The 22,777-nt window shown below is 55.4% G+C and carries 17 protein-coding genes; 15 read left to right on the top strand and 2 right to left on the bottom strand.

Going from position 1 to position 22,777, the window contains the following annotated elements:
- Positions 1–5 precede the first annotated feature (5 nt).
- The 15 genes from udk (at position 6) to tpiA (ending at position 20,240) form a co-directional block, all read left to right on the top strand.
- A complete protein-coding gene (gene udk, locus GCWU000341_RS07975) occupies positions 6–623 on the top strand; it encodes a uridine kinase (RefSeq protein ID WP_155812735.1) in 618 nt (205 codons plus the stop codon).
- A gap of 68 nt (positions 624–691) precedes the next feature.
- On the top strand, positions 692–2,179 hold the full coding sequence (gene thrC, locus GCWU000341_RS07970; protein ID WP_009215386.1) for a threonine synthase: 1,488 nt from the start codon (positions 692–694) through the stop codon (positions 2,177–2,179).
- Positions 2,180–2,607: 428 nt separating this feature from the next.
- A complete protein-coding gene (fba, locus tag GCWU000341_RS07965) occupies positions 2,608–3,471 on the top strand; it encodes a class II fructose-1,6-bisphosphate aldolase (RefSeq protein ID WP_009215384.1) in 864 nt (287 codons plus the stop codon).
- 325 nt (positions 3,472–3,796) lie between these two features.
- Positions 3,797–5,923 carry a glutamine synthetase III family protein gene (locus GCWU000341_RS07960; protein ID WP_009215381.1) on the top strand — a complete coding sequence of 709 codons (2,127 nt, stop codon included), beginning with the start codon at positions 3,797–3,799 and terminating at the stop codon, positions 5,921–5,923.
- A gap of 229 nt (positions 5,924–6,152) precedes the next feature.
- A complete protein-coding gene (locus GCWU000341_RS07955) occupies positions 6,153–8,015 on the top strand; it encodes a sugar phosphate nucleotidyltransferase (protein ID WP_040654015.1) in 1,863 nt (620 codons plus the stop codon).
- 542 nt (positions 8,016–8,557) lie between these two features.
- Positions 8,558–9,733 carry an N-acetylmuramoyl-L-alanine amidase family protein gene (locus tag GCWU000341_RS07945; protein ID WP_009215377.1) on the top strand — a complete coding sequence of 392 codons (1,176 nt, stop codon included), beginning with the start codon at positions 8,558–8,560 and terminating at the stop codon, positions 9,731–9,733.
- Between the two features lie 124 nt (positions 9,734–9,857).
- A complete protein-coding gene (locus GCWU000341_RS07940; RefSeq protein ID WP_009215375.1) occupies positions 9,858–11,762 on the top strand; it encodes a BMP family ABC transporter substrate-binding protein in 1,905 nt (634 codons plus the stop codon).
- Entirely contained in the window at positions 11,759–12,463 is a 705-nt protein-coding gene (locus tag GCWU000341_RS07935) for a metallophosphoesterase family protein (RefSeq protein WP_009215374.1), read from the top strand. Before GCWU000341_RS07940 ends, GCWU000341_RS07935 begins: the two co-directional genes overlap by 4 nt.
- Entirely contained in the window at positions 12,460–13,140 is a 681-nt protein-coding gene (locus GCWU000341_RS07930) for a uracil-DNA glycosylase (RefSeq protein WP_009215373.1), read from the top strand. Before GCWU000341_RS07935 ends, GCWU000341_RS07930 begins: the two co-directional genes overlap by 4 nt.
- Positions 13,137–13,994: an undecaprenyl-diphosphate phosphatase gene (locus tag GCWU000341_RS07925; protein WP_009215372.1), complete on the top strand. Its 858-nt coding sequence runs from the start codon at positions 13,137–13,139 to the stop codon at positions 13,992–13,994. The genes GCWU000341_RS07930 and GCWU000341_RS07925 overlap by 4 nt, the downstream gene beginning before the upstream one ends.
- 202 nt (positions 13,995–14,196) lie before the next feature.
- A complete protein-coding gene (locus tag GCWU000341_RS07920; protein WP_009215371.1) occupies positions 14,197–15,015 on the top strand; it encodes an N-acetylmuramoyl-L-alanine amidase family protein in 819 nt (272 codons plus the stop codon).
- Between the two features lie 144 nt (positions 15,016–15,159).
- Positions 15,160–16,851: a Na/Pi cotransporter family protein gene (locus GCWU000341_RS07915; protein WP_009215370.1), complete on the top strand. Its 1,692-nt coding sequence runs from the start codon at positions 15,160–15,162 to the stop codon at positions 16,849–16,851.
- A gap of 114 nt (positions 16,852–16,965) precedes the next feature.
- Positions 16,966–17,991, top strand: a complete 1,026-nt coding sequence (gene gap / locus GCWU000341_RS07910) for a type I glyceraldehyde-3-phosphate dehydrogenase (protein ID WP_009215369.1) — start codon at positions 16,966–16,968, stop codon at positions 17,989–17,991.
- A gap of 185 nt (positions 17,992–18,176) precedes the next feature.
- Positions 18,177–19,394 carry a phosphoglycerate kinase gene (locus GCWU000341_RS07905; protein WP_009215368.1) on the top strand — a complete coding sequence of 406 codons (1,218 nt, stop codon included), beginning with the start codon at positions 18,177–18,179 and terminating at the stop codon, positions 19,392–19,394.
- Positions 19,395–19,490: 96 nt separating this feature from the next.
- Positions 19,491–20,240, top strand: coding sequence for a triose-phosphate isomerase (gene tpiA, locus GCWU000341_RS07900; protein WP_009215367.1), 750 nt, complete (start codon positions 19,491–19,493; stop codon positions 20,238–20,240).
- Positions 20,241–20,399: 159 nt separating this feature from the next.
- Here the strand turns inward: tpiA and GCWU000341_RS07895 are convergent, their stop codons facing one another.
- Together GCWU000341_RS07895 and GCWU000341_RS07890 are read right to left on the bottom strand one after the other, a co-directional pair.
- Positions 20,400–21,131, bottom strand: a complete 732-nt coding sequence (locus GCWU000341_RS07895; RefSeq protein WP_009215366.1) for a hypothetical protein — start codon at positions 21,129–21,131, stop codon at positions 20,400–20,402.
- Entirely contained in the window at positions 21,121–22,545 is a 1,425-nt protein-coding gene (locus GCWU000341_RS07890) for an AAA family ATPase (protein ID WP_009215365.1), read from the bottom strand. The genes GCWU000341_RS07895 and GCWU000341_RS07890 overlap by 11 nt, the downstream gene beginning before the upstream one ends.
- Positions 22,546–22,777: the final 232 nt, after the last annotated feature.

The raw sequence follows: 22,777 nt of genomic DNA, 5'->3' as shown, positions 1-22,777 counted from the left end.
AAGGAATGAATGCTTGTACTATGATCGGGATCGCCGGGGGCTCCGGCTCCGGAAAATCCACCTTCACCAACCGGATCAAGCGGGCCTTCGGAGATCAGGTCACCCTGATCTACCACGATAACTACTACCGATCCAATGACGGCGTCCCCCTTGAGATACGCCAGAAGGAAAACTATGACCATCCGGATGCCTTCGAGACGGATCTCCTGATCCGCCATCTGAAAGCCTTAAGAAGGGGAGAGAGCGTCTCCTGTCCGGTCTATGACTTCTCTCTTCACAACAGAACGGAGAACAGCATCGAGCTGAGGGCCTCCCGCATTATCCTTGTAGAGGGGATTCTCGTTCTGGAGAACCCGGAGCTTCGCTCTCTTTTCGATATCAAGATCTATGTGGAGGCGGACGCGGACGAACGCATTATCCGCCGCATCATCCGGGATGTCAGCGAGAGGGGGAGACATGTAGAGGATATCTCCGAGCAGTACCTGACGACGGTGAAGCCGATGCACTACCTCTACGTAGAGCCCACGAAGGCCATGGCGGATATCGTCATCAACAGCGGCAGAAACGATGTGGCCTTTGATCTCATGAAGACAAAGATTCAGAGCCTTTTAGAGAAGGACTGAGCAAAGCAGGAGATTCCGGCAGGGAGCCTTACGGCTGAAGGCGCGGAAAGCAGGAAGGGGAGGGAGCTATGTATTACCGGTCCACAAGAGGAGCTAAGGGGAGTGTGACGGCGTCGGAGGCGATTCTCAAGGGACTCGCGGAGGACGGGGGACTCTACGTCCCGGAGGACTTTCCGCGTCTTCCGGGGAGCCTTAAGGAGCTGTCGGAGCTTGATTACCGGGAGCTTGCCCGGCGGATTCTCTCCTGCTATCTCACGGATTTTACCGAGGAGGAGCTTCGGGACTGCGCCGACTCGGCCTATAACGAGAGAAATTTTGATGATCCAAAGATCGCGCCTCTTCGAAAGCTTGAGGGGGACTTTCTTTTGGAGCTTTTTCACGGAAGGACCCTCGCCTTTAAGGATATGGCACTCAGCATCCTCCCCTATCTTATGAGAAAAAGCGCGGAGAAGACGGGTCTCAGGGAAAAGCTTGTGATCCTGACCGCGACCTCCGGGGACACCGGGAAGGCCGCGATGGAGGGCTTTTCGGATGTGGAGGGGACAGAGATCATCGTCTTCTACCCAAAGGACGGCGTATCCGCCTTTCAGGAGCTCCAGATGCGGGTGCAGCGGGGAAGGAATACCCATGTCGCCGCGCTTTTCGGGAACTTCGACGACGCGCAGAGCGGTGTGAAGAGGCTCTTCTCCGATTTGGCATGGAGGAAGAAGCTTCGGGAGAGGGGAATTGTCCTCTCCTCCGCAAACTCCATCAATATCGGCCGCCTTCTCCCGCAGCTTGTCTACTATATCTACAGCTACGGCCGTCTCCTCTCCCTGGGAGAGATCAGGGAGGGGGAGGAGATCAATGTATCGGTTCCGACCGGGAATTTCGGCAATATCCTCGCCGCCTATTTCGCAAAGCGGATGGGACTTCCCATCCGAAAGCTGCTCTGCGCTTCCAATGAAAACAGGGTCCTGACGGACTTCTTTGAGAGCGGAGTCTATGATCGGAGGAGAAGCTTCCTGAGGACCTCTTCCCCTTCCATGGATATCCTGATCTCCTCCAATCTGGAGCGTCTCCTCTATCTCGCTCTGGGGAGAGACGGAGAGCGCTGCCGCAGTGATATGGCGTCTCTCTCCGAAGAGGGAAGCTACCGGCTTACCGGGGAAGAGAGAAGCTTTCTTTCGGACTTCTATGGCGGCTTTGCCAAAGAGGAGGACTGCTTCTCAGAGATCCGGCACTACGCGGAAAAGGAGCACTGCTTTCTGGACCCGCATACGGCGGTGGCGGCGTCGGTTCTCCGAAGCTATCGAAGGAAGAGCGGAGACGATACCAGAGCGCTGATCGTCGGGACGGCGAGCCCCTTTAAGTTCGCTCCGGCGGTCCTCAGGGCTCTGGGGAGGGAGGAGGGAGGAGAGCTCTTTTCGAAGATTGATCTTCTCTCCTCGATCAGCGGCCTGGCGGAGCCGGAGGCGATCCGGGAGGCCCGGGACGGGGAGATAAAGCACAGCACGGAGACGGAGATCGGAGGGATGCGGGACTGCGCAGAGCGCTTCCTCTTCGGGGAGGCCTGAGAGGTCTGCCCCTCAAGGCTGCCTGATGGCAGACTTCTGCGCTTTTTCTTCGCTTCTTCGAAGCGAAGGACTCGGCTTCGCCCGGGAGGCATCAGCCGATCTCCCTTCGGGAGGCACTTCTCTTCGAGAAGACTCAAGAACGCTCCGAGTCTGCCTGATGGCAGACTTCTACGCTTTTTCTTCGCTTCTTCGAAGCGAAGGACTCGGCTTTGCCCGGGAGGCATCAGCCGACCTCCCTTCGGGAGGCACTTCTCTTCGAGAAGTGGTCAAGGACGCTCCGAGTCTGCCTGATGGCAGACTTCTGCGCTTGCAGGTCAATGGGGTTATGTGCTAAGGTTAAGCGGCACAGAGGGATTTCACTGGTACTTCCGCGGGAAGAATGCTCCGGAAGTACTCAGAAGTACGGATTTTTCAGAGGAGGTATTTACATGCTGGTAGATGCGAAGGAAATGCTTAATAAGGCGCTTTCCGGCCACTACGGGATTCCGCAGTTCAATATCAATAATCTCGAGTGGACGAAATCCGTCCTGAGTGCCTGTGAGGAGGAGAAGTCCCCGGTGATTCTCGGAGTTTCCGAGGGCGCCGGAAAGTATATGTGCGGCTTTGAGACGGTCAGCGCGATGGTCCGGGCGATGGACAAGGCGCTGGGGATCACGGTTCCGGTGGCGCTTCATCTCGATCACGGGACCTATGACGGCTGCTACCGCTGCATCCGGGCGGGCTTCACCTCCATTATGTTTGACGGCTCCCACTATCCCATCGAGGAAAATGTTGAAAAGACCAGGGAGCTTGTGAAGGCAGCGCACGAGGCCGGACTTTCCATCGAGGCCGAGGTGGGCGCGATCGGCGGTGAGGAGGACGGAGTTATAGGCATGGGAGAGTGCGCGGACCCGGAGGAGTGCAAAAGGATCGCGGATCTCGGCGTGGACTTCCTCGCAGCCGGTATCGGGAATATCCATGGCATTTATCCCCCGGACTGGAAGGGGCTGTCCTTTGAGACTCTGGCCGCGATTAAGGAAAGGATCGGGGAGCTCCCGCTGGTCCTTCACGGAGGCTCCGGCATCCCCGATGAGCAGATCGAAAAAGCGATCCGGCTCGGTGTCTCCAAGATCAATGTCAATACGGAGCTCCAGCTTGTCTTTGCGGCCGCGACCAGAAAATATATCGAGGAGGGTCTCGACAAGAAGGGGAAGGGCTATGATCCCAGAAAGCTTTTGAAGCCGGGCGCGGAGGCTATCGTCGAGGAGTGCAAAAATCGGATCGCCGTCTTCGGCTCCAAGAATAAGGCCTAGGATACGCAGACCGCCGCTCTCTCAAGCCGCGAAGACCCAGGGGGATTTCCTGATCCGAAAAAAAGAGAAAGCCGGTGCCGGGATTCGATATAGAGCGTTTTCAAGGAGAATAGAACTCTGAGATCATTGTCCACGGCCATAAGCGCATCCGGATTCGGTGCAGGTTTTTTTCGAAGAGAACAGCACGGGAAGAGAAGAGCAGAAAAGAAGTACAGAAAAAGAAGATGGGCACGGCAAAGGGGGCGCCTCCGGCGGGGAGGCGCCTTCGTGCTTCAGAGCCGCCTAAAGCAGGGGTCTCCGCCCGGGCGGCAGCGAGGAGGAGCGGATGGAGGGAAGCCTTAACATTTCCGATATCTTCGGGAGGGATGTCTTCAGCGACAGGGTTATGCGGGAGCGTCTCCCGAAGTCAGTCTATCAGAGGCTCAGAAAGACCGTGAAGGAGGGCTATGAGCTGGACCCGACGATCGCGGATTCCGTGGCACAGGCGATGAGGGAATGGGCCATAGAGAATGGAGCGAGCCATTATACCCACTGGTTCCAGCCCTTGAACGGCATTACGGCGGAGAAGCACGACAGCTTCCTCTCCGCCGTGGATTCCGAGGGGAAGGCGATCCTGGAATTTTCCGGAGGGGAGCTTGTCAGGAGCGAGACGGATGCCTCCTCCTTCCCCTCCGGCGGGCTCCGGGCCACCTTTGAGGCCAGGGGCTATACGGTCTGGGACTGCACAAGCCCCGCCTTCCTCCGGAGGGAGGGGGAGAATGTGACTCTCTGCATTCCGACGGCGTTTTGCTCCTTTACCGGAGAGGCGCTTGACAAAAAGACACCTCTCCTTCGCTCCATGCAGGCGCTCAGCCGGGAGGCGCTCCGCCTGCTCCGCCTCTTCGGCAATACGAGCTCCCGCTCCGTAAAGCCCACGGTCGGCGCAGAGCAGGAGTACTTCCTTATCGACCGGGAAAAATACCTTCGGAGGAAGGACCTGGTCTATACCGGGAGGACGCTCTTTGGCTCGATGCCGGCGAAGGGACAGGAGCTGGATGACCATTACTTCGGTGTCTTAAGGAGCCGGGTGGCCGCCTTTATGAGGGATGTGGACATCGAGCTGTGGAGGCTTGGCGTGACGGCGAAGACAGAGCACAATGAGGCCGCGCCGGCGCAGCATGAGCTGGCCTGCATCTACGATGAGGCGAACCTGGCCGCGGACCACAATCAGCTCGTCATGGAGATTCTGAAAAAGGCCGCGAGCCGACACGGACTCGAGTGCCTGCTCCATGAAAAGCCCTTCGAGGGGGTGAACGGCTCCGGGAAGCACAATAACTGGTCTCTGATGACAGACGACGGGATCAATCTCATGAATCCGGGGGATACGCCCCACGAGAATCTCCAGTTTCTCCTCCTTCTCTCCTGCATTCTCGCGGCGGTGGACATCCACGCGGATCTTCTCCGCCTCTCCGCGGCCGATGTGGGAAACGATCATCGGCTCGGAGCGGACGAAGCGCCCCCGGCCATCATCTCCTGCTTCATCGGGACCCAGCTTCAGGAGGTTGTGAAGCAGCTGATCGGGACGGGCTACGCGACGAACTCCCCCCGGGGGAAAAATTTAAAGACCCGCGTGAACACCTTGCCGGAGCTCTGCGCGGACGGGACCGACCGAAACCGCACCTCGCCCTTCGCCTTCACCGGAAATAAATTTGAGTTCCGCATGGTCGGCTCCTCGGACTCCATCGCGAACGCGAACATCGTTTTAAATACGATAGCCGCGGAGCAGTTCCGCGCGGCGGCGGAGCGCCTGGAGAAGGCGGCCAAGTTTGATCTCGAGGTCCACGACCTCATAAAGGAGCTTCTCACAGAGCATCAGAGGATCATCTTCAACGGAAACGGCTACTCCGGAGAATGGGTTTTGGAGGCGAAGCGGAGAGGACTGCCGAATTACCCCTCCATGGTGGATTCCATCGCCGCGCTCACTACGGAAAAGGCCGTGAAGCTCTTCGGGGACTTCGAGATCTACACGGAGACGGAGCTTCAGAGCAGGCGCCAGGTGGAATATGAGCACTACGCAAAGGTGATCAATATCGAGGCCAGGGCCATGATCAATATCACGGGAAAGCAGATTATCCCCGCGGTGATCCACTACAATACGCGCCTTGCGGACTCTGTGAACAAGGTGAGATCGGCCTGCCCGGATGCGGATGTGTCGACCCAGACGGAGCTTCTCCTCCGCTCCTCGAAGCTCCTCGCGAAGATGCAGGCCGCCCGGCAGAAGCTTCTCTCCGATGTGGAGGACTCCATCCGGATTTCAGACCCGGAAAAGAGGGCCAGAGTCTACCGCGAGCTGGTATTTCCGGATATGCAGGCCCTCAGGGGACCCGCGGATCAGCTGGAGAAAATCATCGACAAGGATCTCTGGCCCTTCCCCTCCTATGGGGATCTCCTCTTCGAGGTCTCAGAGCCGTAGCGAAGGGGGCGCTCCCATTCTCAAAAGACCGCGTTTTCCCGGTTCCCTGGCGTAAAATGGCAAAAAAGCCCTGTTCTTCGCCTAAAGTCCCGCGCTGCAGCTTGAAATCCGCATCCCTGCGCATCCCTCCTTCTTGCGGGATCGAAAGATCCGTGTTATTATGTTCATGTATATATATTTATTAAAGAAAATGAACGAGAGAAAAATGCGGAGAAAGGCGGACGCTGAGATGGACGAGAGAGTGCTTATCCTGAGAGGACTTCATGAAAAGCCGAGTATGACACAGAGGGAGCTTTCGGAGTATTGCGGGATCTCTCTGGGAAAGGTAAATCACCTTCTCTCCTCCTGCGAGGAGCAGGGATATCTTCTCCGTGAGAGAGGGGAGGGGAGGGGGAGAAATGTGAGCTTTCGCCTGGAAAGAGCGGCTCTTGACTTCCTTAAGCCGTATCAGGTGGATGCGGCCCTGATCCTTGCCGCCGGCTTCGGCTCCCGCTTTGTGCCCTTGAGCTATGAGCTCCCGAAGGGACTGTGGGAGGTCTTCGGAGAGCGCATGATCGAGCGGCAGATCCGCCAGCTCAGGGAGGCCGGCATAAGCGATATCACAATTCTGGTCGGCTATCTCAAGGAGAAGTTCGATTATCTGATCGACCGCTATGGCGTGAAGCTTCTCTATAATCCGGAATACGCGGAGAAAAATACACTCGCGACGCTCTACCATGCGAGAGAGCTTCTCCGCGGGAAAAACTGCTATATCCTCTCCTCCGACAACTGGATCCGGGAGAATCTCTATCATGAATATGAGCCCGCGAGCTGGTACGCCGCAAGCTTTATGGAGGGGGAGACCGAGGAGTGGGTTCTCCATTTCGGAAAGGACAGGCGGATCCGGGAGGCGGAGGTCGGGGGGAGGAATGCCTTCTGTATGTACGGACCGGTATTTCTCTCGAGGGATTTCTCCGCGGACTTCCTTCCGCTCCTGGAAAGCTACTACAGGATGCCGGGCACGGAACAGTTCTACTGGGAGGATGTCCTGATCCGGAACCTGAAATCTCTGCCTCCGATCTATGCGAATCCCCAAAGGGAGAACATTATCTATGAATTCGAGAACCTGGAGGAGCTCCGGAGCTTCGATGAACGATACCTTCACAGCTCCGGCTCCCGGGCGATGCGAATAACGGCGGAGGTCCTGGGCGTCCCGGAGTCCGATATCGTGGATATTCGCTGTCTGAAGGCCGGAATGACGAATAAGTCCTGGCTCTTTTCCGTCCGGGAGAGCTCAGAGACAGAGAAATACCGAGGAAAATCCTTCATCTGCCGAATCCCCGGGCCCGGGACGGAGAAGCTCATCGACCGCCGGGCGGAGGGGAGGACCTACGAGAAGATCAGGGCACTCCATATCACGGAGGAGCTTCTCCACTTTGACCCCGAGAACGGATACAAGATCTCCGTCTACTACCGGGGGGCGAGGAATGCGGACTTCTCGAAAGAGGAGGAGAGAAGAGCGTGCATGAGGAAGCTCCGGGAGCTGCATGCTTCAGGGATACGCCTGGATCACGACTTCGATATCGGAGAGCGGCTGAAAAGCTATGAGAGCCTCTGTCTCTCCTCCGGGGGTGATATTCCCTTTGAGGATTATCCAAAGATCCGTCGGGAATCCTTCCTGCTCCTCCGCTTTTTAGAGGAGCGGAAACGGGAGAAGACGATCTGCCATATCGACTCGGTCTGTGATAACTTCCTCTTCACAGAGGAGGGCTTAAAGATGATCGACTGGGAATACGCCGGCATGGCGGACCCCATGATCGATATCGCAATGGCGGCAATCTACTCCTACATGGACTTCGAGGAGGCGCGGAATCTTCTCCGGGAATACCTTCACGTCGATCCGGAAGGGGCAAAAAGCTCCCCGGACCAGCCGGACAGAGAAGAAGAACTCTATCCGCTCGTCGCGGCCTATATGGGGCTTGGCGGCCTCCTCTGGGCCCTCTGGTGCTGCTACAAAATCTCGCTGGGCGAAAAATTCGGCGATTACAGTCTGAAAATGTACAGATACTTTAAGGACAGCCTGAGGATCTTACAAAACTTAGGGAAATTTTAAGGCGATACAGGGCGACAGAATGAAACGGGAGTGATATAGTGATTCCAGTGCCGAAAGTCCGCCTCCACGACGTGCTTGCACGGGAGTGGAGGGAGGACTTTATGGCACGCCCCTTTATGAGCAGGAAGCGGGAGCAGCCCGCGGACTGCGAATAAAGTGCAGCATGGCGAAAGCCATGCGGAATCACGAAAAAGAGCCATGCGGAAGCCGGTGCTTGCACGGGAGTGGAGGGAGGACTTTATGGCACGCCCCTTTATGAGCAGGAAGCGGGAGCAGCCCGCGAAGTGCGAATAAAGGGCAGCGTGGCGGAAGCCATGCGGAATCACGAGAAAGAGCCATGCGGAAGCCGGTGCTTGCACGGGAGTGGAGACGTTCTTCTTTCCGCCGCCGTATTGCCGCTCCGCCATCGGGGCGCTCTCGTTCTGCACCGTGCTGCGGCCATGCGGCAGGAGATGAGTGGGAATTTTGGTATTATGCGGACATAGAGACATCACGCAGAAAACTGCAGGAGTTGGGATCAGGATCTTGAGAGGGAGACAGAAATGAAAGCAGGGAAAAAGCTCGGAATCGCGCTGATTGCATTCAGCTTAGGGGCAGCGGGACTGACCCAGGCATCCCTTGCCGGTTGGAATCAGAAAAACGGAAAATATTATTATATCGATGAAAAGACCAATACGAGAATCACCGGCAAGTGGATCCACACCAATTCCGGATATTATTATATCGGCTCGGACGGCTATATGGTGACCGGCTGGAAGCGGATTAACAATAATTGGCATTTCTTTAATAAGTCGGGCCTCATGGTCACAGGCTGGAGGAAGGTGGAGAACAGCTGGTATTACCTGAAGTCCGACGGCGTCATGCAGACCGGCTGGCTGAAGACGACGAAGGACGGCAAGGTGAGCTGGTATTACCTGAAATCGAGCGGCGTGATGGCGACCGGCTGGCGTCCCCTCAATAATAAGTGGTATTATTTCGAGACCGGTGAAGAAGAGGGCGTGATGGCCATGGACAAGTGGGAGAAGCTGAAGGACAAGTGGTATCACTTCGGCTCCGACGGCGCGATGCAGACCGGCTGGATCCAGATCAACGAGGGGCCTTATTATTATCTGAATTCCACTACGGGCGTCATGGAGACCGGATGGAAGACCGATACGGAGGGAAATAAATATTACCTCAGGCCGGAGAGCGGGAAGATGGCGGTCGCCTGGTACAAGATCGACAATGTCTGGTATTACTTTGCGCAGAACGGCAAGATGGTCAAGGGCTGGCTGCAGGACGGGAATCGCTATTACTACCTCAGCGAAGGGAAGATGATCGTGAACCAGGAGCTCAGCATCGACGGAAAGAGCTATCGCTTCGACGGCTCCGGTGTCTGTACCTCGGATGTGAGCTCTGTCAGCGCGGCTCAGGCGACGGCAAAGGAGCTGAAGGAAAACAAGCAGAGCAAAAATACCGGCTCATCGGACGGACCGGGTGCCGCGGTAGGCAGCGGCGCAAAGGGCACACAGGCTGACGGAAGCTCCTCCGCCGAAAAAAAATCTGAGAACGAGAGCTCCTCTGCTGCAGCTTCCTCTTCGTCAGCTTCATCATCGTCATCTTCTTCGGGAGGGGAAGAGGCCGTGCCGAACTCGGCAAAGAATAATGGAGGCAAGAATAAAACGGCGGCAACAAAATCCTCTGAACTTGTTGAAGGAGGTACCGCCGGACCGGATTAAGGAGGGCGATCCGCTCCGAAAGGAGCGGAAAAGAGGTGGAGCCAAAAGGCTTCGCCTTTGCTGTATAATTGTATCAGTCTTTGTCGGGCGCCGGACTTAGGACATTTTTGTGGGGGGGGAATCGATGCTGGAAGACTATATCGAGGCGAAGCGGCTCGGGGACTGGGCCTATCGGAGGGCACTGCTTTTCGGAAATTATCCCTATCTTCCGGCTCTCGACGATATGCTGAAACCGGAAAATGTGCAGGGGGAGAATCCGATCGGCACACTGGAGATCCCGCTTTCTGACATTGTCGGGACGAAGAGCCCGGGGCGCCAGCAGGCCTTTGCGATGAACTTCATGCCTATCCTCGGGCAGAAGACGGAGTTTGCCACGAAGTGGTCCGCGCTCTACGATTCTGCTGTGAAGGATGGGATCCGAGATCCGATTTTGGTCTATGAGTACCTGAAAAAGTTCTATGTGCAGGAGGGAAATAAACGAGTTTCCGTCATGAAATACAATGGCGCAGTCTCCATCCCCGCCTCGGTGATCCGCGTCATGCCGGTTCGAACGGAGGATGAGCAGAACCGCCTCTACTATGAATTTGTGGATTTCTTCCGCTGCGCCCGAATCTACCGGATCAGCTTCTCGGAGTGCGGCTCCTACGAAAAGCTCACGGAGCTTCTCGGGAAAAAGCCCGGGGAGATCTGGAGCGAGGAGCTCTCCCGGGATGTAAAGGCGGCCTACGACCGCTTCTCCGAGCTCTACCTCGCACGGGGCGGCGGAAAGCTCAGCATTACGGTCGGAGATGCCTTCCTGACCTATCTGAATATCTATGGTCTTTCGGGAATTCTCGATCTCTCCGGTCCGGAGATCCGCCTGAACCTGGACCGCCTCTGGAGAGAATACCTGAAATCCGCAGGCGAGATCACTCTGATCGAGACACCGGATGAGCTGAAGAGAAGCGCGGATCTTCGGAGCCTTTTTTCCCGGGATCGCCGGGAGGAGCTTCGCATCGCCTTTCTCTATGAAAGGCGGGTGGAGAACTCAAGCTGGGCCTACGGGCACGAGCTGGGGCGTCTCTATGTCGAGGAGAAGTTCGGGCCGGCGATCCGGAGCAGCCGCTATGAGGACTGTGATACGGATGAAAAGACGGCGGCGGCGATCGATAAGGCGGTCGGAGAGGGCTGCGGCCTGATCTTTACGACGGGGGGGATGATGATAGAGGAGTCCCTGAAGGCGGCGATCCGCTATCCCACGGTCCACTTCATGAACTGCTCTGTAAATCAGACCCATAATTCGATCCGAAGCTACTATGGGAGGATGTACGAGGCGAAATTCCTGATGGGCGCCCTCGCGGCATCTATCAGCGAGGGGCAGGAGATCGGCTATGTAGAGCGCTGCCCGCTCTACGGGACGATGGCGAATATTAACGCCTTTGCGATCGGCGCGCAGCTCGTAAATCCCTGGGTGAGGATCTGCCTTCGCTGGAGCGGTTTAAAGAAGGAGGACTGGAGGGAGGTATTCCGGGAGAGGCGGATCACGACGATCTCCGGACCGGAGTATGCGCGGCCCGGCGGCAATCCGAGGGAATTCGGCCTCTATGTCTCTATGGATGGGGATGTGCTTTCCAATGTGGCGGCGCCGGTCTTTGACTGGGGGAAGTATTATGAGATTATCATCCGCTCTGTCCTGGAGGGCTCCTATGGGGAGAATCGGCTCGCAAAATCCCATCAGGCGCTGAATTACTGGTTCGGAATGAGCGAGAAGGTCATCGACATCATTCTCTCGGGCGAGCTGAAATACCCCTCCCGAAAGCTGATTCGCTTCTTAAGGAGAGAGCTTCTTTCGGATCATCTGAGTCCCTTCGAGGGGGAGCTCCACAGCCAGGAAAAGAAGATCAGAGGAGAGGAAGCCGGGAGGATGAGCCCGGAGGAGATCGTCGACATGCGCTGGCTCAATGAGAACGTCATGGGCTCCATCCCGCCGCTCTCCGAATTCACAGAGGCCTCGCAGGAGCTCATCCGGAGGGGGGGCTTCCTGTCATGAGGATCCTCTTTATCGCGGACGAAGAGTCGAAATCTCTCTGGGATTATTTCGACAGATCCAAGCTGGAGGGCGTGGACCTCATCATTTCCTGCGGAGATCTCTCGCCGGATTACCTCCAGTTTCTGGTCACGATGGGCAGGGCTCCGCTCCTCTATGTCTACGGAAACCATGACGAGTCCTATGATTTCCGTCCCCCGCTCGGCTGCGAGTGCATCGAAGACAGGGTCTATGACTTCCGTGGGCTCAGGATTCTTGGACTCGGCGGCTCCTACCGCTATCGGAAGGGAAGCCATATGTACACGGAGCAGGAGATGAGGAAGAGGGTGCAGAGAGTGAAGAGGGATATCGCCCTGAAAAACGGCTTTGATATCCTGGTGACTCACGCACCGGTGAAGGGCTACGGGGACCTCCCGGATCTCCCGCACCAGGGCTTCACCTGCTTTTCAGAGCTCCTCGAGAAGTATCATCCGAAGTATATGGTGCACGGCCATGTCCATAAGAGCTACGGGAACTTCCGGAGGGAGCTCAAGCACCCCAGCGGAACCAGAATCATCAATGCCTACGAGAAATATCTCCTCGATGTAGGAGAAGACGAGCATCCGGCGGAGGGAAAGACCGGCTCCTTCCTCTATGATCTCTATAAGCAGGTGGCATCCTCCCGGGACCGGCGCTTTTCCCACAGAAGAAGGGAGGGAGAATGATCACAAATGATTGGCTGGAGCCGATGAAGCCGGAGTTTTCGAAGCCCTACTACCGAAAGCTTTATGAGACGGTGAAGCGGGAGTACGAGACGAGGAGAATATTTCCGGAGGCAAGGGACATCTTCAACGCCTTTGATTTCACACCCCTGTCCCGGGTAAAGGCCGTGATTTTGGGTCAGGATCCCTACCATGAGCCGGGGCAGGCGCACGGGCTCAGCTTCTCTGTGAAGCCCGGTGTCCCGGCCCCTCCCTCACTTCAGAACATCTACCAGGAGCTTCACGACGATCTGGGACTCTATATCCCGGACAACGGCTACCTGAAGAAGTGGACGGAGCAGGGGGTGCTCCTTCTGAATACGGTCCTTACGGTCCGGGCGCACGAGGCGAACTCTCACCGCGGGATCGGCTGGGAGGAATTCACGGATGCCGCGATCCGAGCCCTGGACCGTCAGGACAGGCCCATGGTCTTCCTTCTCTTCGGGCGCCCCGCGCAGCAGAAGGAGGGGATGCTCCGGAATGAGAAGCACTGCATCCTGAAGGCGCCTCACCCGAGCCCGCTGAGCGCCTACCGCGGCTTCTTCGGCTCGAAGGTCTTTTCGCGGGCGAACCGCTTTCTGGAGGAGCAGGGCCTGAGCCCCATCGACTGGCAGATCGAGAATCTTGGAGGAAAAGGATGAATTTTGTTGAGATTTTAAAGGTGATTGTGCAGGGACTCGTGGAGGGCTTCACGGAGTGGCTTCCGATCTCCTCCACCGGACATCTGATGCTTGTGAACGCGCTGATTCCGCTCCATCAGCCGGAGTCCTACTACGAGGTCTTTAAAGTCGTGATTCAGCTCGGCGCGATTTTCGCGGTCTGCTTTCGTTTTTTCCATGAGCTCTGGCCCTTTGCCAGAGCACAGCACAGCGGGAAGCTTGCGGTCCGCCCCGCAAAGATCAACCTTTGGCTGAAGATCATCATCGCCTGCCTTCCGGCGGCTGTCCTCGGAATTCTCTTTGACGATTTTCTGGACGCGCATCTGAACAACGCCCCGGTCATAGCGATCGTTCTGATCCTCTACGGCGTCCTCTTCATCTGGATCGAGAGACGGAACGCAAAGGCCGAATTTCCGATTCGCTCGGTCGATCAGATCGAGCTCTCCACGGCTCTTTTGATCGGTCTCTTCCAGTGCCTCGCCCTGATTCCCGGGACCTCCCGCTCCGGAGTGACGATACTCGGGGCGATGCTGATCGGCGTATCGAGAGTCTGCGCAGCGGAATTCTCCTTCTTTCTGAGTGTACCGATCATGTTCGGCGCGAGCGCTGTGAAGCTCATCAAATATTTCGTAAAGGGAGGGAGCTTCACGGGGAGTCAGAGCTTTTACCTGATCCTCGCCATGCTGGTCGCCTTTGTCGTCAGCCTCTACTGCATCAACTTCCTTCTCGAATTCATCCGAAAGCACAGCTTTGCGGTCTTTGGCTGGTATCGCATTCTCCTTGGAATTTTGGTTCTCCTTGGAACGGTATTCACCTTTCTCGCGAGGATTCTGTAGGAGGGGCGAGGGGGGGCTCTCATCTCTTTCAAAAAGCGCAAAGAGAGTAAAGGAAACGTAAGAGGACGTAATTAAAACTGAATTGCATCTTGAGTGATTTCGCGCTAGACTCTTCCTAAGAAGCGAACTTTCCCTCCCGGAGCGCGGGGGATTTCCTCCGCAGTCCGGGAGATCGGGACGGGAAAGAACAGAGGGAGACAGGATGAAGAAGTTCCGCGTACTTTTATTGAGCGTGATTCTGAGTGTGCTGATGGCGCTAAGGGCCTTTGCGTCCACGGAGATCGGACTGAATCTGGACTGGCGCTATGCTGCAAACTCCAGGATCAACACGGGAAAGGCGGTTCTCTATACGACGGACGCTTCGCATAAGAAGGGCATCACGATTGCGGTCAATGCGGGGCACGGCACCAAGGGAGGGGAGTCGGTGCAGACGCTCTGCCATCCCGACGGCTCGAAGAAGCTGAGCGGCGGCACAACGGCCGCGGGCTCTGTGACGTCCTTTGCGGTCTCCTCCGGCATGACCTTTTCGGACGGGACGCCGGAGCACGTCGTCACGAGACAGCTCGCCCACGCCTTTATGAAGCAGCTTCTCGCGGAGGGCTATGATGTGCTGATGCTCCGGGACGGGGAGGACGTGCAGCTGGATAATGTCGCGCGGACCGTCATCGCGAACAATCGGGCGAACTGCCATATCGCGCTCCACTGGGACTCCACCAGTCAGAACAAGGGCGCCTTCTACATGTCGACTCCGGACGGCCTTAAGGGGATGGAGCCGGTGGCCTCGATCTGGAAGAAGCATGAGAACCTGGGCGAGAGCCTGCTCTACGGACTCAGGAAATCCGGGGTGAAGATCTACTCCTCTGGCTCCATGCCGATGGATCTGACGCAGACAGCCTACTCCACCATCCCCTCTGTGGACATAGAGCTTGGGGATAGGATCTCTGACCACTCCGATGCCTGTATTCAGACGCTTGCGAAGGCACTGACGGACGGCGTCAATAAATATTACGGCTTCTCATAAGGGAGAGCATTCCGCGGGAAAACTCACCGGGCCTTAGGGCCCGGTTTTTTTATTTCCTTTACATAGAAATTTCCCTCTGCTATACTCGCCATGGTCCGGCATTTTATGGGGGAGGCAGCAGGACTGCCATTATGAGGAGGAGATATGTCGATCCAGCTGATTTCCAATCTTTTCAGCCTTTTCGGCGGGCTGGGAATGTTTTTGTACGGCATGACGGTCATGAGCGACGGGATGCAGAAGGCGGCGAGCTCAAAAATGTCCGGCTTTCTGAACATCGTCACGGAAAAGCGCTATATGGCGGTCCTCCTCGGGGCCGGCATCACCGCTCTTGTCCAGTCCTCCTCTGCGACGACGGTCATGGTCGTCGGCTTCGTCAACGCGGGACTTCTGAATCTCTCTCAGGCGGTCGGCATCATCATGGGCGCGAATATCGGAACGACGATCACCGCCTGGATGGTCTCCCTCACACAGGTCTCCGGGGATCTTCTCACAGTATTCAAGCCCGAATTCTTCTCTCCGCTCCTCGTCGGCATCGGCGCCTTCCGCCTTCTCTTTCGGAAGAAGGGGGCGGACGATCTCGCCGCGGACTTCTGCATCGGCGTCGGGCTCATCTTCATCGGGCTGGAATTCATGGCGGATGCGGTCAAGCCCTATGCGGACTCCCCGATCTTTTCTGAGGCCTTTTCCTATATGGGGGGGAATCCGGTGCTCGGCATCCTGGCCGGCGCGGTCGTGACCGGACTCATCCAGTCCTCCGCGGCTTCCGTCTCCATCCTTCAGACCCTCTCCCTCTCCGGCGCTGTTCCGAGAGTCGCCGGCTTCTACATTACTCTCGGTCAGAACATCGGAACCTGCGTGACAGCCCTCATTTCCTCCGCGGGGACCTCCCGGACAGCGAAGAGAGCGGCCGTGATCCACCTGCTTTTTAACGTCGTTGGCGCGGTGATCTTCTGCATCATTATCTCCCTTTGTGCCATCCCGCTCCGGAGCTTCTTCTCCGGGGCCCTGAGTCCGGTGGAGATCTCGATCTTTCATACGATCTTCAATGTGAGCTCTACCCTGCTCCTCTATCCCTTCGGGGATCTTCTGGTGAGTCTCTCCGGGAAGCTCGTGCGGGAGAGCCAGAAGGACAGAGAGGAGCTTCTCGCAAGGGACGGCTATACAGAGATCGAGAGGAATCTGATCCAGCACCTCGACCTCCGTCTCCTGGAGTCCCCGGCCATGGCGATCCAGGCCTCCCGCAGCGAGGTCATCAATATGGGGCGTATCGTCGAGCTCAATGTCGCGGAGTCGGTCATGGTCATGCTGGACCGGGACCGGGAGAAGCTGGAGGAGGTTTTTGCGAGGGAGAAGGTTATCGACAATATGCAGAAGATCCTCACGGACTACCTGATCCAGGTGGATAATCTCTCCCTGAACGAGACGCAGAAGCTCCTTGTCACGAACATGTTCAATACCATGACGGATATGGAGAGAGCGGGAGATCACGCGGAAAATATCGCGGAGGCGGCCCAGTACGCCTGGGAGCACGAGATCGTGTTCTCCGAGGTCGGGCGGAGTGATTTCCGCCGCCTCTCTGAGAAGTCGATGGCGAGCTTTGAGTCCTCCATCGAGGCTTTTGAGGAGAGCTCCCTGGATGCGGTGGTGAGGACCGCGCATCTGGAGGATGAGGTTGACGATCTGGAGGAGGAGATGCGGGAGCGCCATATACAGCGCCTCACAAAGGGGGAGTGCGCTCCTCCGGCGGGGGTCATTTTCCTGGATGCGATCTCCGACCTCGAGAGGATCTCCGATCACGCGGACAATATTGCGGGCTATGTGAAGAGCATGCTCTAGGGATACGGAGCGGAAATGTGTTTTTTGCACTTGCAAAGGCACAATCTTTGGCATAGAATAAAGGCGTTGCAGAGAAATGTCGGATGACAGAACGCTATAGAGGAGGGTATAAGTATGGCAGTGAAGGTTGCGATCAATGGATTTGGGCGGATCGGTCGTCTTGCTTTTCGCCAGATGTTCGATCATGAAGGCACGGAAATCGTCGCGATCAACGATCTGACGGATCCCAAGATGCTGGCTCAGCTTCTGAAGTACGATTCCTCTCAGGGAAGGTATAAGTATGGGGATACGGTAAAGGCGGGCGAGGATTCCATCACGGTGAAGGGGAAGACGATCCGGATCTACAAGGAACCGGATGCCGCGAACCTTCCCTGGGGGAAGCTCGGTGTGGATGTCGTGTTGGAGTGCACCGGATTCTACACGAAGAAGGAGAAGGCACAGGCGCATATCAATGCGGGCGCGAAGAAGGTCGTGATCTCCGCTCCGGCCGGAAATGATATCCCGACCATCGTCTACAATGTCAATCACGAGAAGCTGACCGCCGAAGACAATATCATCTCCGCAGCCTCCTGCACCACAAACTGCCTGGCTCCGATGGCAAAGGCGCTGAATGATTTCGCACCGATCCAGTCCGGCATCATGGCGACGATCCACGCCTATACCGGAGATCAGATGATCCTGGACGGACCGCACAGAAAGGGTGATCTGAGAAGAGCGAGAGCGGCGGCGATCAATATCGTCCCGAACTCCACCGGCGCGGCGAAGGCGATCGGCCTCGTCATCCCCGAGCTCAACGGAAAGCTCATCGGCTCTGCACAGAGAGTTCCGGTTCCGACCGGCTCCACCACCCTCCTTTTCGCTGTCGTAAAGAGCGACCGCGAGCTGACGGCGGAGTCTGTGAATGCCGCGATGAAGGCGGCCTCCGATCCGGAGACCTTCGGCTACAACGAGGACGAGATCGTGTCCTCCGATGTGATCGGGATGAGCTACGGCTCTCTCTTTGATGCGACACAGACCATGGTTTCGAAGGTCGCGGACGGCCTCTATGAGGTCCAGGTTGTGTCTTGGTATGACAATGAGAATTCCTATACCTCACAGATGGTCCGCACCATCAAGTACTTCGAGAAATTCGTGAAATAATTCTCCATGCCCTGCGAGTGCGTTCGCCCGGCATCCATGGGATCAGCGGGGAAGCCGTCGGGAGCGAGAAGCACCGGCGGCTTTTTCTACGGCTGCGGAATCCCTGCACAGCCTATACCGGGAAGCACAGGAAGCCCTGGAAGAAAGCTGCGTCAATTTGCGGAAAATCGCGGAAAGGAAAAAGGATGGCTGCATTAAATAAAAAGACGGTGGATGATATCAATGTGAAGGGGAAGGGAGTGCTCTGCCGCTGTGACTTCAATGTCCCCCTGAAGGACGGGAGGATCACGGACGAGAGCCGCCTGACCGCGGCGCTTCCCACCATCGAAAAGCTGCTTAAGGACGGAGGAAGAGTGATCCTTTGCTCTCACCTCGGAAAGCCGAAGGGGGAGCCGAAGCCGGAGCTTAGTCTCGCTCCGGTCGCAAAGCGCCTCTCCGAGCTCCTCCACAAAGAGATCGTATTTGCAAGGGACGAGAATGTGGTCGGAGAGAATGCGCGGAAGGCGGTCGCCGCGATGAAGGACGGGGATATTGTACTTTTGGAGAATACTCGTTACCGCCCGGAGGAGACGAAGAACGGGGATGCCTTCTCGAAGGAGCTCGCGGAGCTCGCGGATGTCTTCGTGGATGACGCCTTCGGCACGGCGCACCGCGCGCACTGCTCCAATGTCGGCGTGACGAAATTTGTGAAGGGGCCGCATGTCGTGGGCTACCTCATGGAAAAGGAGATCCGCTTCCTCGGTCAGGCCGTGGAAAATCCGGTCCGGCCCTTTGTCGCGATCCTGGGCGGAGCGAAGATTTCCGATAAGCTGAATGTCATCTCGAATCTGCTCGAAAAGTGCGATACCCTGATTATCGGCGGAGGCATGGCCTTTACCTTTATCAAAGCGCAGGGACACGAAATCGGAAAATCCCTCGTGGACGACAGCAAGCTCGACTACTGCCGGGAGATGATCGAAAAGGCGAAGAAGATCGGATGCAGGCTGCTGCTCCCGCTCGATGCGGTCGTCGCCCCCTCCTTCCCGGACCCGATCGATGATCCGAAGCTTTCGGTCAGCACCGTGGATATCAATGCCATCCCGGCCGATCAGCTGGGACTGGACATCGGTCCGAAGACGAGGGAGCTCTATGCGGAGGCTGTGAAGTCCGCGAAGACCGCGGTCTGGAACGGCCCGATGGGGGTCTTTGAGAATCCGATCCTCGCGGAGGGCACAAAGGCGGTGGCCAAGGCTCTGGCGGAGACGGAAGCGACGACCATCATCGGCGGAGGCGACAGTGCGGCGGCGGTAAATATCCTGGGATACGGCAAGAAGATGACTCATATCTCCACGGGCGGCGGCGCCTCCCTCGAGTTCCTGGAGGGGAAAGAGCTTCCGGGTGTCGCGGCGGCAGATGACCGTTAAGAAGAGCGAGGAGGCGAAGCCGATAAAGGGGAGGGGCGGGCTCTTGTCCGTCCCGATCGGGGATATCCCGAAATGGAAAGGAATACAGAGAATAAAATGAGAAAAAAGATTATCGCCGGAAACTGGAAGATGAACATGACGCCATCGGAGGCGAAGGCACTCTGCGAGACACTCAAGCCCCTTGTCGCGGGAAGCCCCGCGGATATCGTTTTCTGCGTGCCCGCGATCGACATCGTTCCTGTGGTAGAGGCCGTGAGAGGCACGAATATCCGAGTCGGCGGAGAGAATCTCTACTTTGAGGATAAGGGAGCCTATACCGGAGAGATCTCCGCGGATATGCTGAAGGATGCCGGAGCGGAATATGTCATCATCGGTCATTCCGAGCGGAGAGGATATTTTGCCGAGAGCGATGCGGATATCAACAGAAAGCTCAAAAAGGCGCTGGAGAAGGGCTTAAATCCGATCGTCTGCTGCGGGGAATCCCTGGAGCAAAGAGAGCAGGGCATCTGCTTTGACTGGATCCGGATGCAGCTGAAGATCGCCTTTGACGGTATCTCAAGGGAGGACGCCGAGAAGGTCGTCATCGCCTATGAGCCGATCTGGGCGATCGGGACCGGAAAGACCGCGAGCGCCGATCAGGCGGAGGAGGTCTGCGCCGCCATCCGGGAGCTGATCTCCGAGCTCTATGGAGCAAAGACCGCGGAGCGCATCCGCATCCAGTACGGCGGCTCCATAAATGCCGGAAATTGCAGGGAGCTTCTCGGAAAGCCGAATATCGACGGAGGCCTCATCGGGGGAGCCTCCCTGAAGGCAGAATTTGGAGAAATCGCAAACAGCGGCCGGTAAGTGATTTGCTGTGTAAATTCCCGTCAATAAGCCAAATACGAGGCCGGCACGTCTGCACAAGCATTTGGCTATTGACGGGACAACATTCACTGCGGTTTCAGGGTGCAAAGCTCATTTTTACTACGGGGACTTTGAGTCAATTATCGGGAATCGCTTTAATCAGTCTTTTGGTTCTTTATTGTTTTGCTGTTCGATGCGTTTTTTCCGGATATCTGCGAAACAAATTCCTAAGTTGGAGTACCTTTCCAGAGAATGGAGATCTTTTTTAATGAATTCCCAGGATTCTTTGTAATCCTCGATTTTTGAAAAGTCCGAGTCAGAAATAAAACTTAAAAATCCGTCTATATCATCTCTGTACTTTTTCGCAAATGCATAGGCATCATTCTCTTTTTCCTCATCCGTACTGTTGATCTTGCCATGCAGAACATGGTCAAGATTGCTCGACATATAGTATGCCCGATAAGGAATGGATACCCAGACTTTGCTTAACTTGCTGATACGGTTCAATTTATCCTGCTTATGCTTATTTCTGAGAATCAATTGATCCGGTCTTGCTGTCTGAATCTCTGTCAGGGAATACAGCGGTTTCAGAACAGAAGCGTTTTCTACGACAGAGGACTCAGGCACATAAGCTCCATCCATGTCAACGATATGAATGACCTGCTGGAAATGAATCTGAGAAAAATGCATCGAACCTGCATATTTCTTAACAATATCTCCAATCGCGCTGACGATATCATTCGGGTCAATGGAATAATCTGCGCTGATATCACCGTGCAGGATCTCAATGTGGACCTTGTTCTTATCGAAGAGTCTGTTCAGTATGACGCCCAATGCTGTATCGTCAGAAGGCCCTTCGACAAGCACCAATACGATCTTTTTACGTGCCACTGAACTCACCTGCCTCTCGGAAAGCTACTGCGATTTCCGCATTATTTGTCGGATCGTATACCTCTTCACTCTGTTCACCGAGAATGATGTCCCTGAAGTAGAAATCACGCAGGTTGTTGCTGTCCTTAATATTGCTCATCCGGATATATCTGTGAGACGGGTTCGTTGTAGTAAATGCGATAAAACCACGATCCAGCGTCTCAAGAGGGCGCAGATTGTGCGAGGTAAAGATCAACTGGCCTTTTCCTTTTTCGGATATGACGCGAAGCAATTCACCTAACAGATATTCAAATACTCCGGCATCCAATTCATCAATCGCTACCGTAATAGATGAGCGGTTATAAACAACAATGAGCAGCTGAAGAATAGAGATAATCTTTTTGATGCCCTCCGATTCGTACTTCAGCGGGATTTCCTTTTTATTCTTTAAAGACATCAGCTGTATCTTGACGCCTTTTTTTCCATTGGCAAATACCATTTCGCCAAGATGCTTGATATGAATTGTCAGCCCCGGTACGATTTGGGACAGTACAATATTCATGTTCGTGATAACCTGATGCACCGTTGCAACGGCTTTTTCGGGGATCGGAACAGCTTCCTCCAGCGGAATCAGGATATTACCTGCTGCCCCGTTAGTTTCGCTTTCATATTTAAATGAAAGAGGAAGCATATTCATGCTGATGATACCCGAATTTGCGGTATTGATTACAAAAAGCTCAAGGTTGCCATATCTTACCAGACTTTCAATCAGCAGCATATGGCGCTGATACTCCAAATCATCCTTTCCGGCAGGATTACTTCTCATAGCCGTAAGCAGTTCCCTGGAGAAAATGAACGATCTGGATGTTCCGGCGGCCATCTTTTTCTCTACTAAGAGATCCATTGCCTTATCTTTATCTTTTCCAATAAGGCAATTGTATTTTCCGAGCGGAGCAAATACCTTGGATGAGGTGGTATCGATCAGAGAACTTTTACGTTCCTTTGACTCCTTGCCTTCATAAGAATAGCTAAGAATCTCTTCCGCAATAACAGGGCGGTAGTGAGCTTCCTCCCCATCACTGAGCGCCAGATTTTGAGAAGCTTCGATTACTTCGGACCTTAGTTTGAAATCATAGAAAGCCCGATACTTTATCGTATCATCAGCGACGGAGAACTCATAACGAAGAACCGCATTCCCAGATTCCACATTGATATAGTCAGCAAATTTCGCAGGAACCGTCTGCCCCTTCAGCGCAAGCTGCAGCAGCTCAATTGCATCAATCAACGCCGTTTTTCCTGATCCGTTCTGACCGTATAATCCTAAAATGCTTGTCTTATAGGCCTTTCTGCTGTTTGCAAAACTCAACTGACCGGCCTTTATATTCTTGAAATTCTCGATTGAGAGACTTTCCAATCGAACAACGGTATTCTTCATGTCAGCTGCCTCCTTGTGGGTTTGCGCAATATGATTATATCATCCACGGCGGAAAAAACAATATGAATCAATAAATCGTCATTTTTTATACTGTTTTTATGATTCAAATTTGAATTTTACCGGATAAGGTCCGAACTTAGGATTTTAGAGAAATCAAAAATGCGCTAGAGACTGCCTTTTATAAGGCGGAGACCGCGCAGCTCTATTATGAGCCGCGCGGTCTCCATTTTGA

This window comes from Oribacterium sp. oral taxon 078 str. F0262, from assembly GCF_000160135.1.
GTDB lineage: Bacteria > Bacillota > Clostridia > Lachnospirales > Lachnospiraceae > Oribacterium.
Note: the sequence above shows the minus strand (reverse complement) of the source record. Positions and strands in the feature narration are given on the sequence as shown.

Excerpts from the sequence above, each read along its gene's own strand:
- udk (WP_155812735.1), top strand. The coding sequence starts at position 6 with ATGAATGCTTGTACTATGATCGGGATCGCCGGGGGCTCCGGCTCCGGA.
- thrC (WP_009215386.1), top strand. The coding sequence starts at position 692 with ATGTATTACCGGTCCACAAGAGGAGCTAAGGGGAGTGTGACGGCGTCG.
- fba (WP_009215384.1), top strand. The coding sequence starts at position 2,608 with ATGCTGGTAGATGCGAAGGAAATGCTTAATAAGGCGCTTTCCGGCCAC.
- GCWU000341_RS07960 (WP_009215381.1), top strand. The coding sequence starts at position 3,797 with ATGGAGGGAAGCCTTAACATTTCCGATATCTTCGGGAGGGATGTCTTC.
- GCWU000341_RS07955 (WP_040654015.1), top strand. The coding sequence starts at position 6,153 with ATGGACGAGAGAGTGCTTATCCTGAGAGGACTTCATGAAAAGCCGAGT.
- GCWU000341_RS07945 (WP_009215377.1), top strand. The coding sequence starts at position 8,558 with ATGAAAGCAGGGAAAAAGCTCGGAATCGCGCTGATTGCATTCAGCTTA.
- GCWU000341_RS07940 (WP_009215375.1), top strand. The coding sequence starts at position 9,858 with ATGCTGGAAGACTATATCGAGGCGAAGCGGCTCGGGGACTGGGCCTAT.
- GCWU000341_RS07935 (WP_009215374.1), top strand. The coding sequence starts at position 11,759 with ATGAGGATCCTCTTTATCGCGGACGAAGAGTCGAAATCTCTCTGGGAT.
- GCWU000341_RS07930 (WP_009215373.1), top strand. The coding sequence starts at position 12,460 with ATGATCACAAATGATTGGCTGGAGCCGATGAAGCCGGAGTTTTCGAAG.
- GCWU000341_RS07925 (WP_009215372.1), top strand. The coding sequence starts at position 13,137 with ATGAATTTTGTTGAGATTTTAAAGGTGATTGTGCAGGGACTCGTGGAG.
- GCWU000341_RS07920 (WP_009215371.1), top strand. The coding sequence starts at position 14,197 with ATGAAGAAGTTCCGCGTACTTTTATTGAGCGTGATTCTGAGTGTGCTG.
- GCWU000341_RS07915 (WP_009215370.1), top strand. The coding sequence starts at position 15,160 with ATGTCGATCCAGCTGATTTCCAATCTTTTCAGCCTTTTCGGCGGGCTG.
- gap (WP_009215369.1), top strand. The coding sequence starts at position 16,966 with ATGGCAGTGAAGGTTGCGATCAATGGATTTGGGCGGATCGGTCGTCTT.
- GCWU000341_RS07905 (WP_009215368.1), top strand. The coding sequence starts at position 18,177 with ATGGCTGCATTAAATAAAAAGACGGTGGATGATATCAATGTGAAGGGG.
- tpiA (WP_009215367.1), top strand. The coding sequence starts at position 19,491 with ATGAGAAAAAAGATTATCGCCGGAAACTGGAAGATGAACATGACGCCA.
- GCWU000341_RS07890 (WP_009215365.1), bottom strand. The coding sequence starts at position 22,545 with ATGAAGAATACCGTTGTTCGATTGGAAAGTCTCTCAATCGAGAATTTC.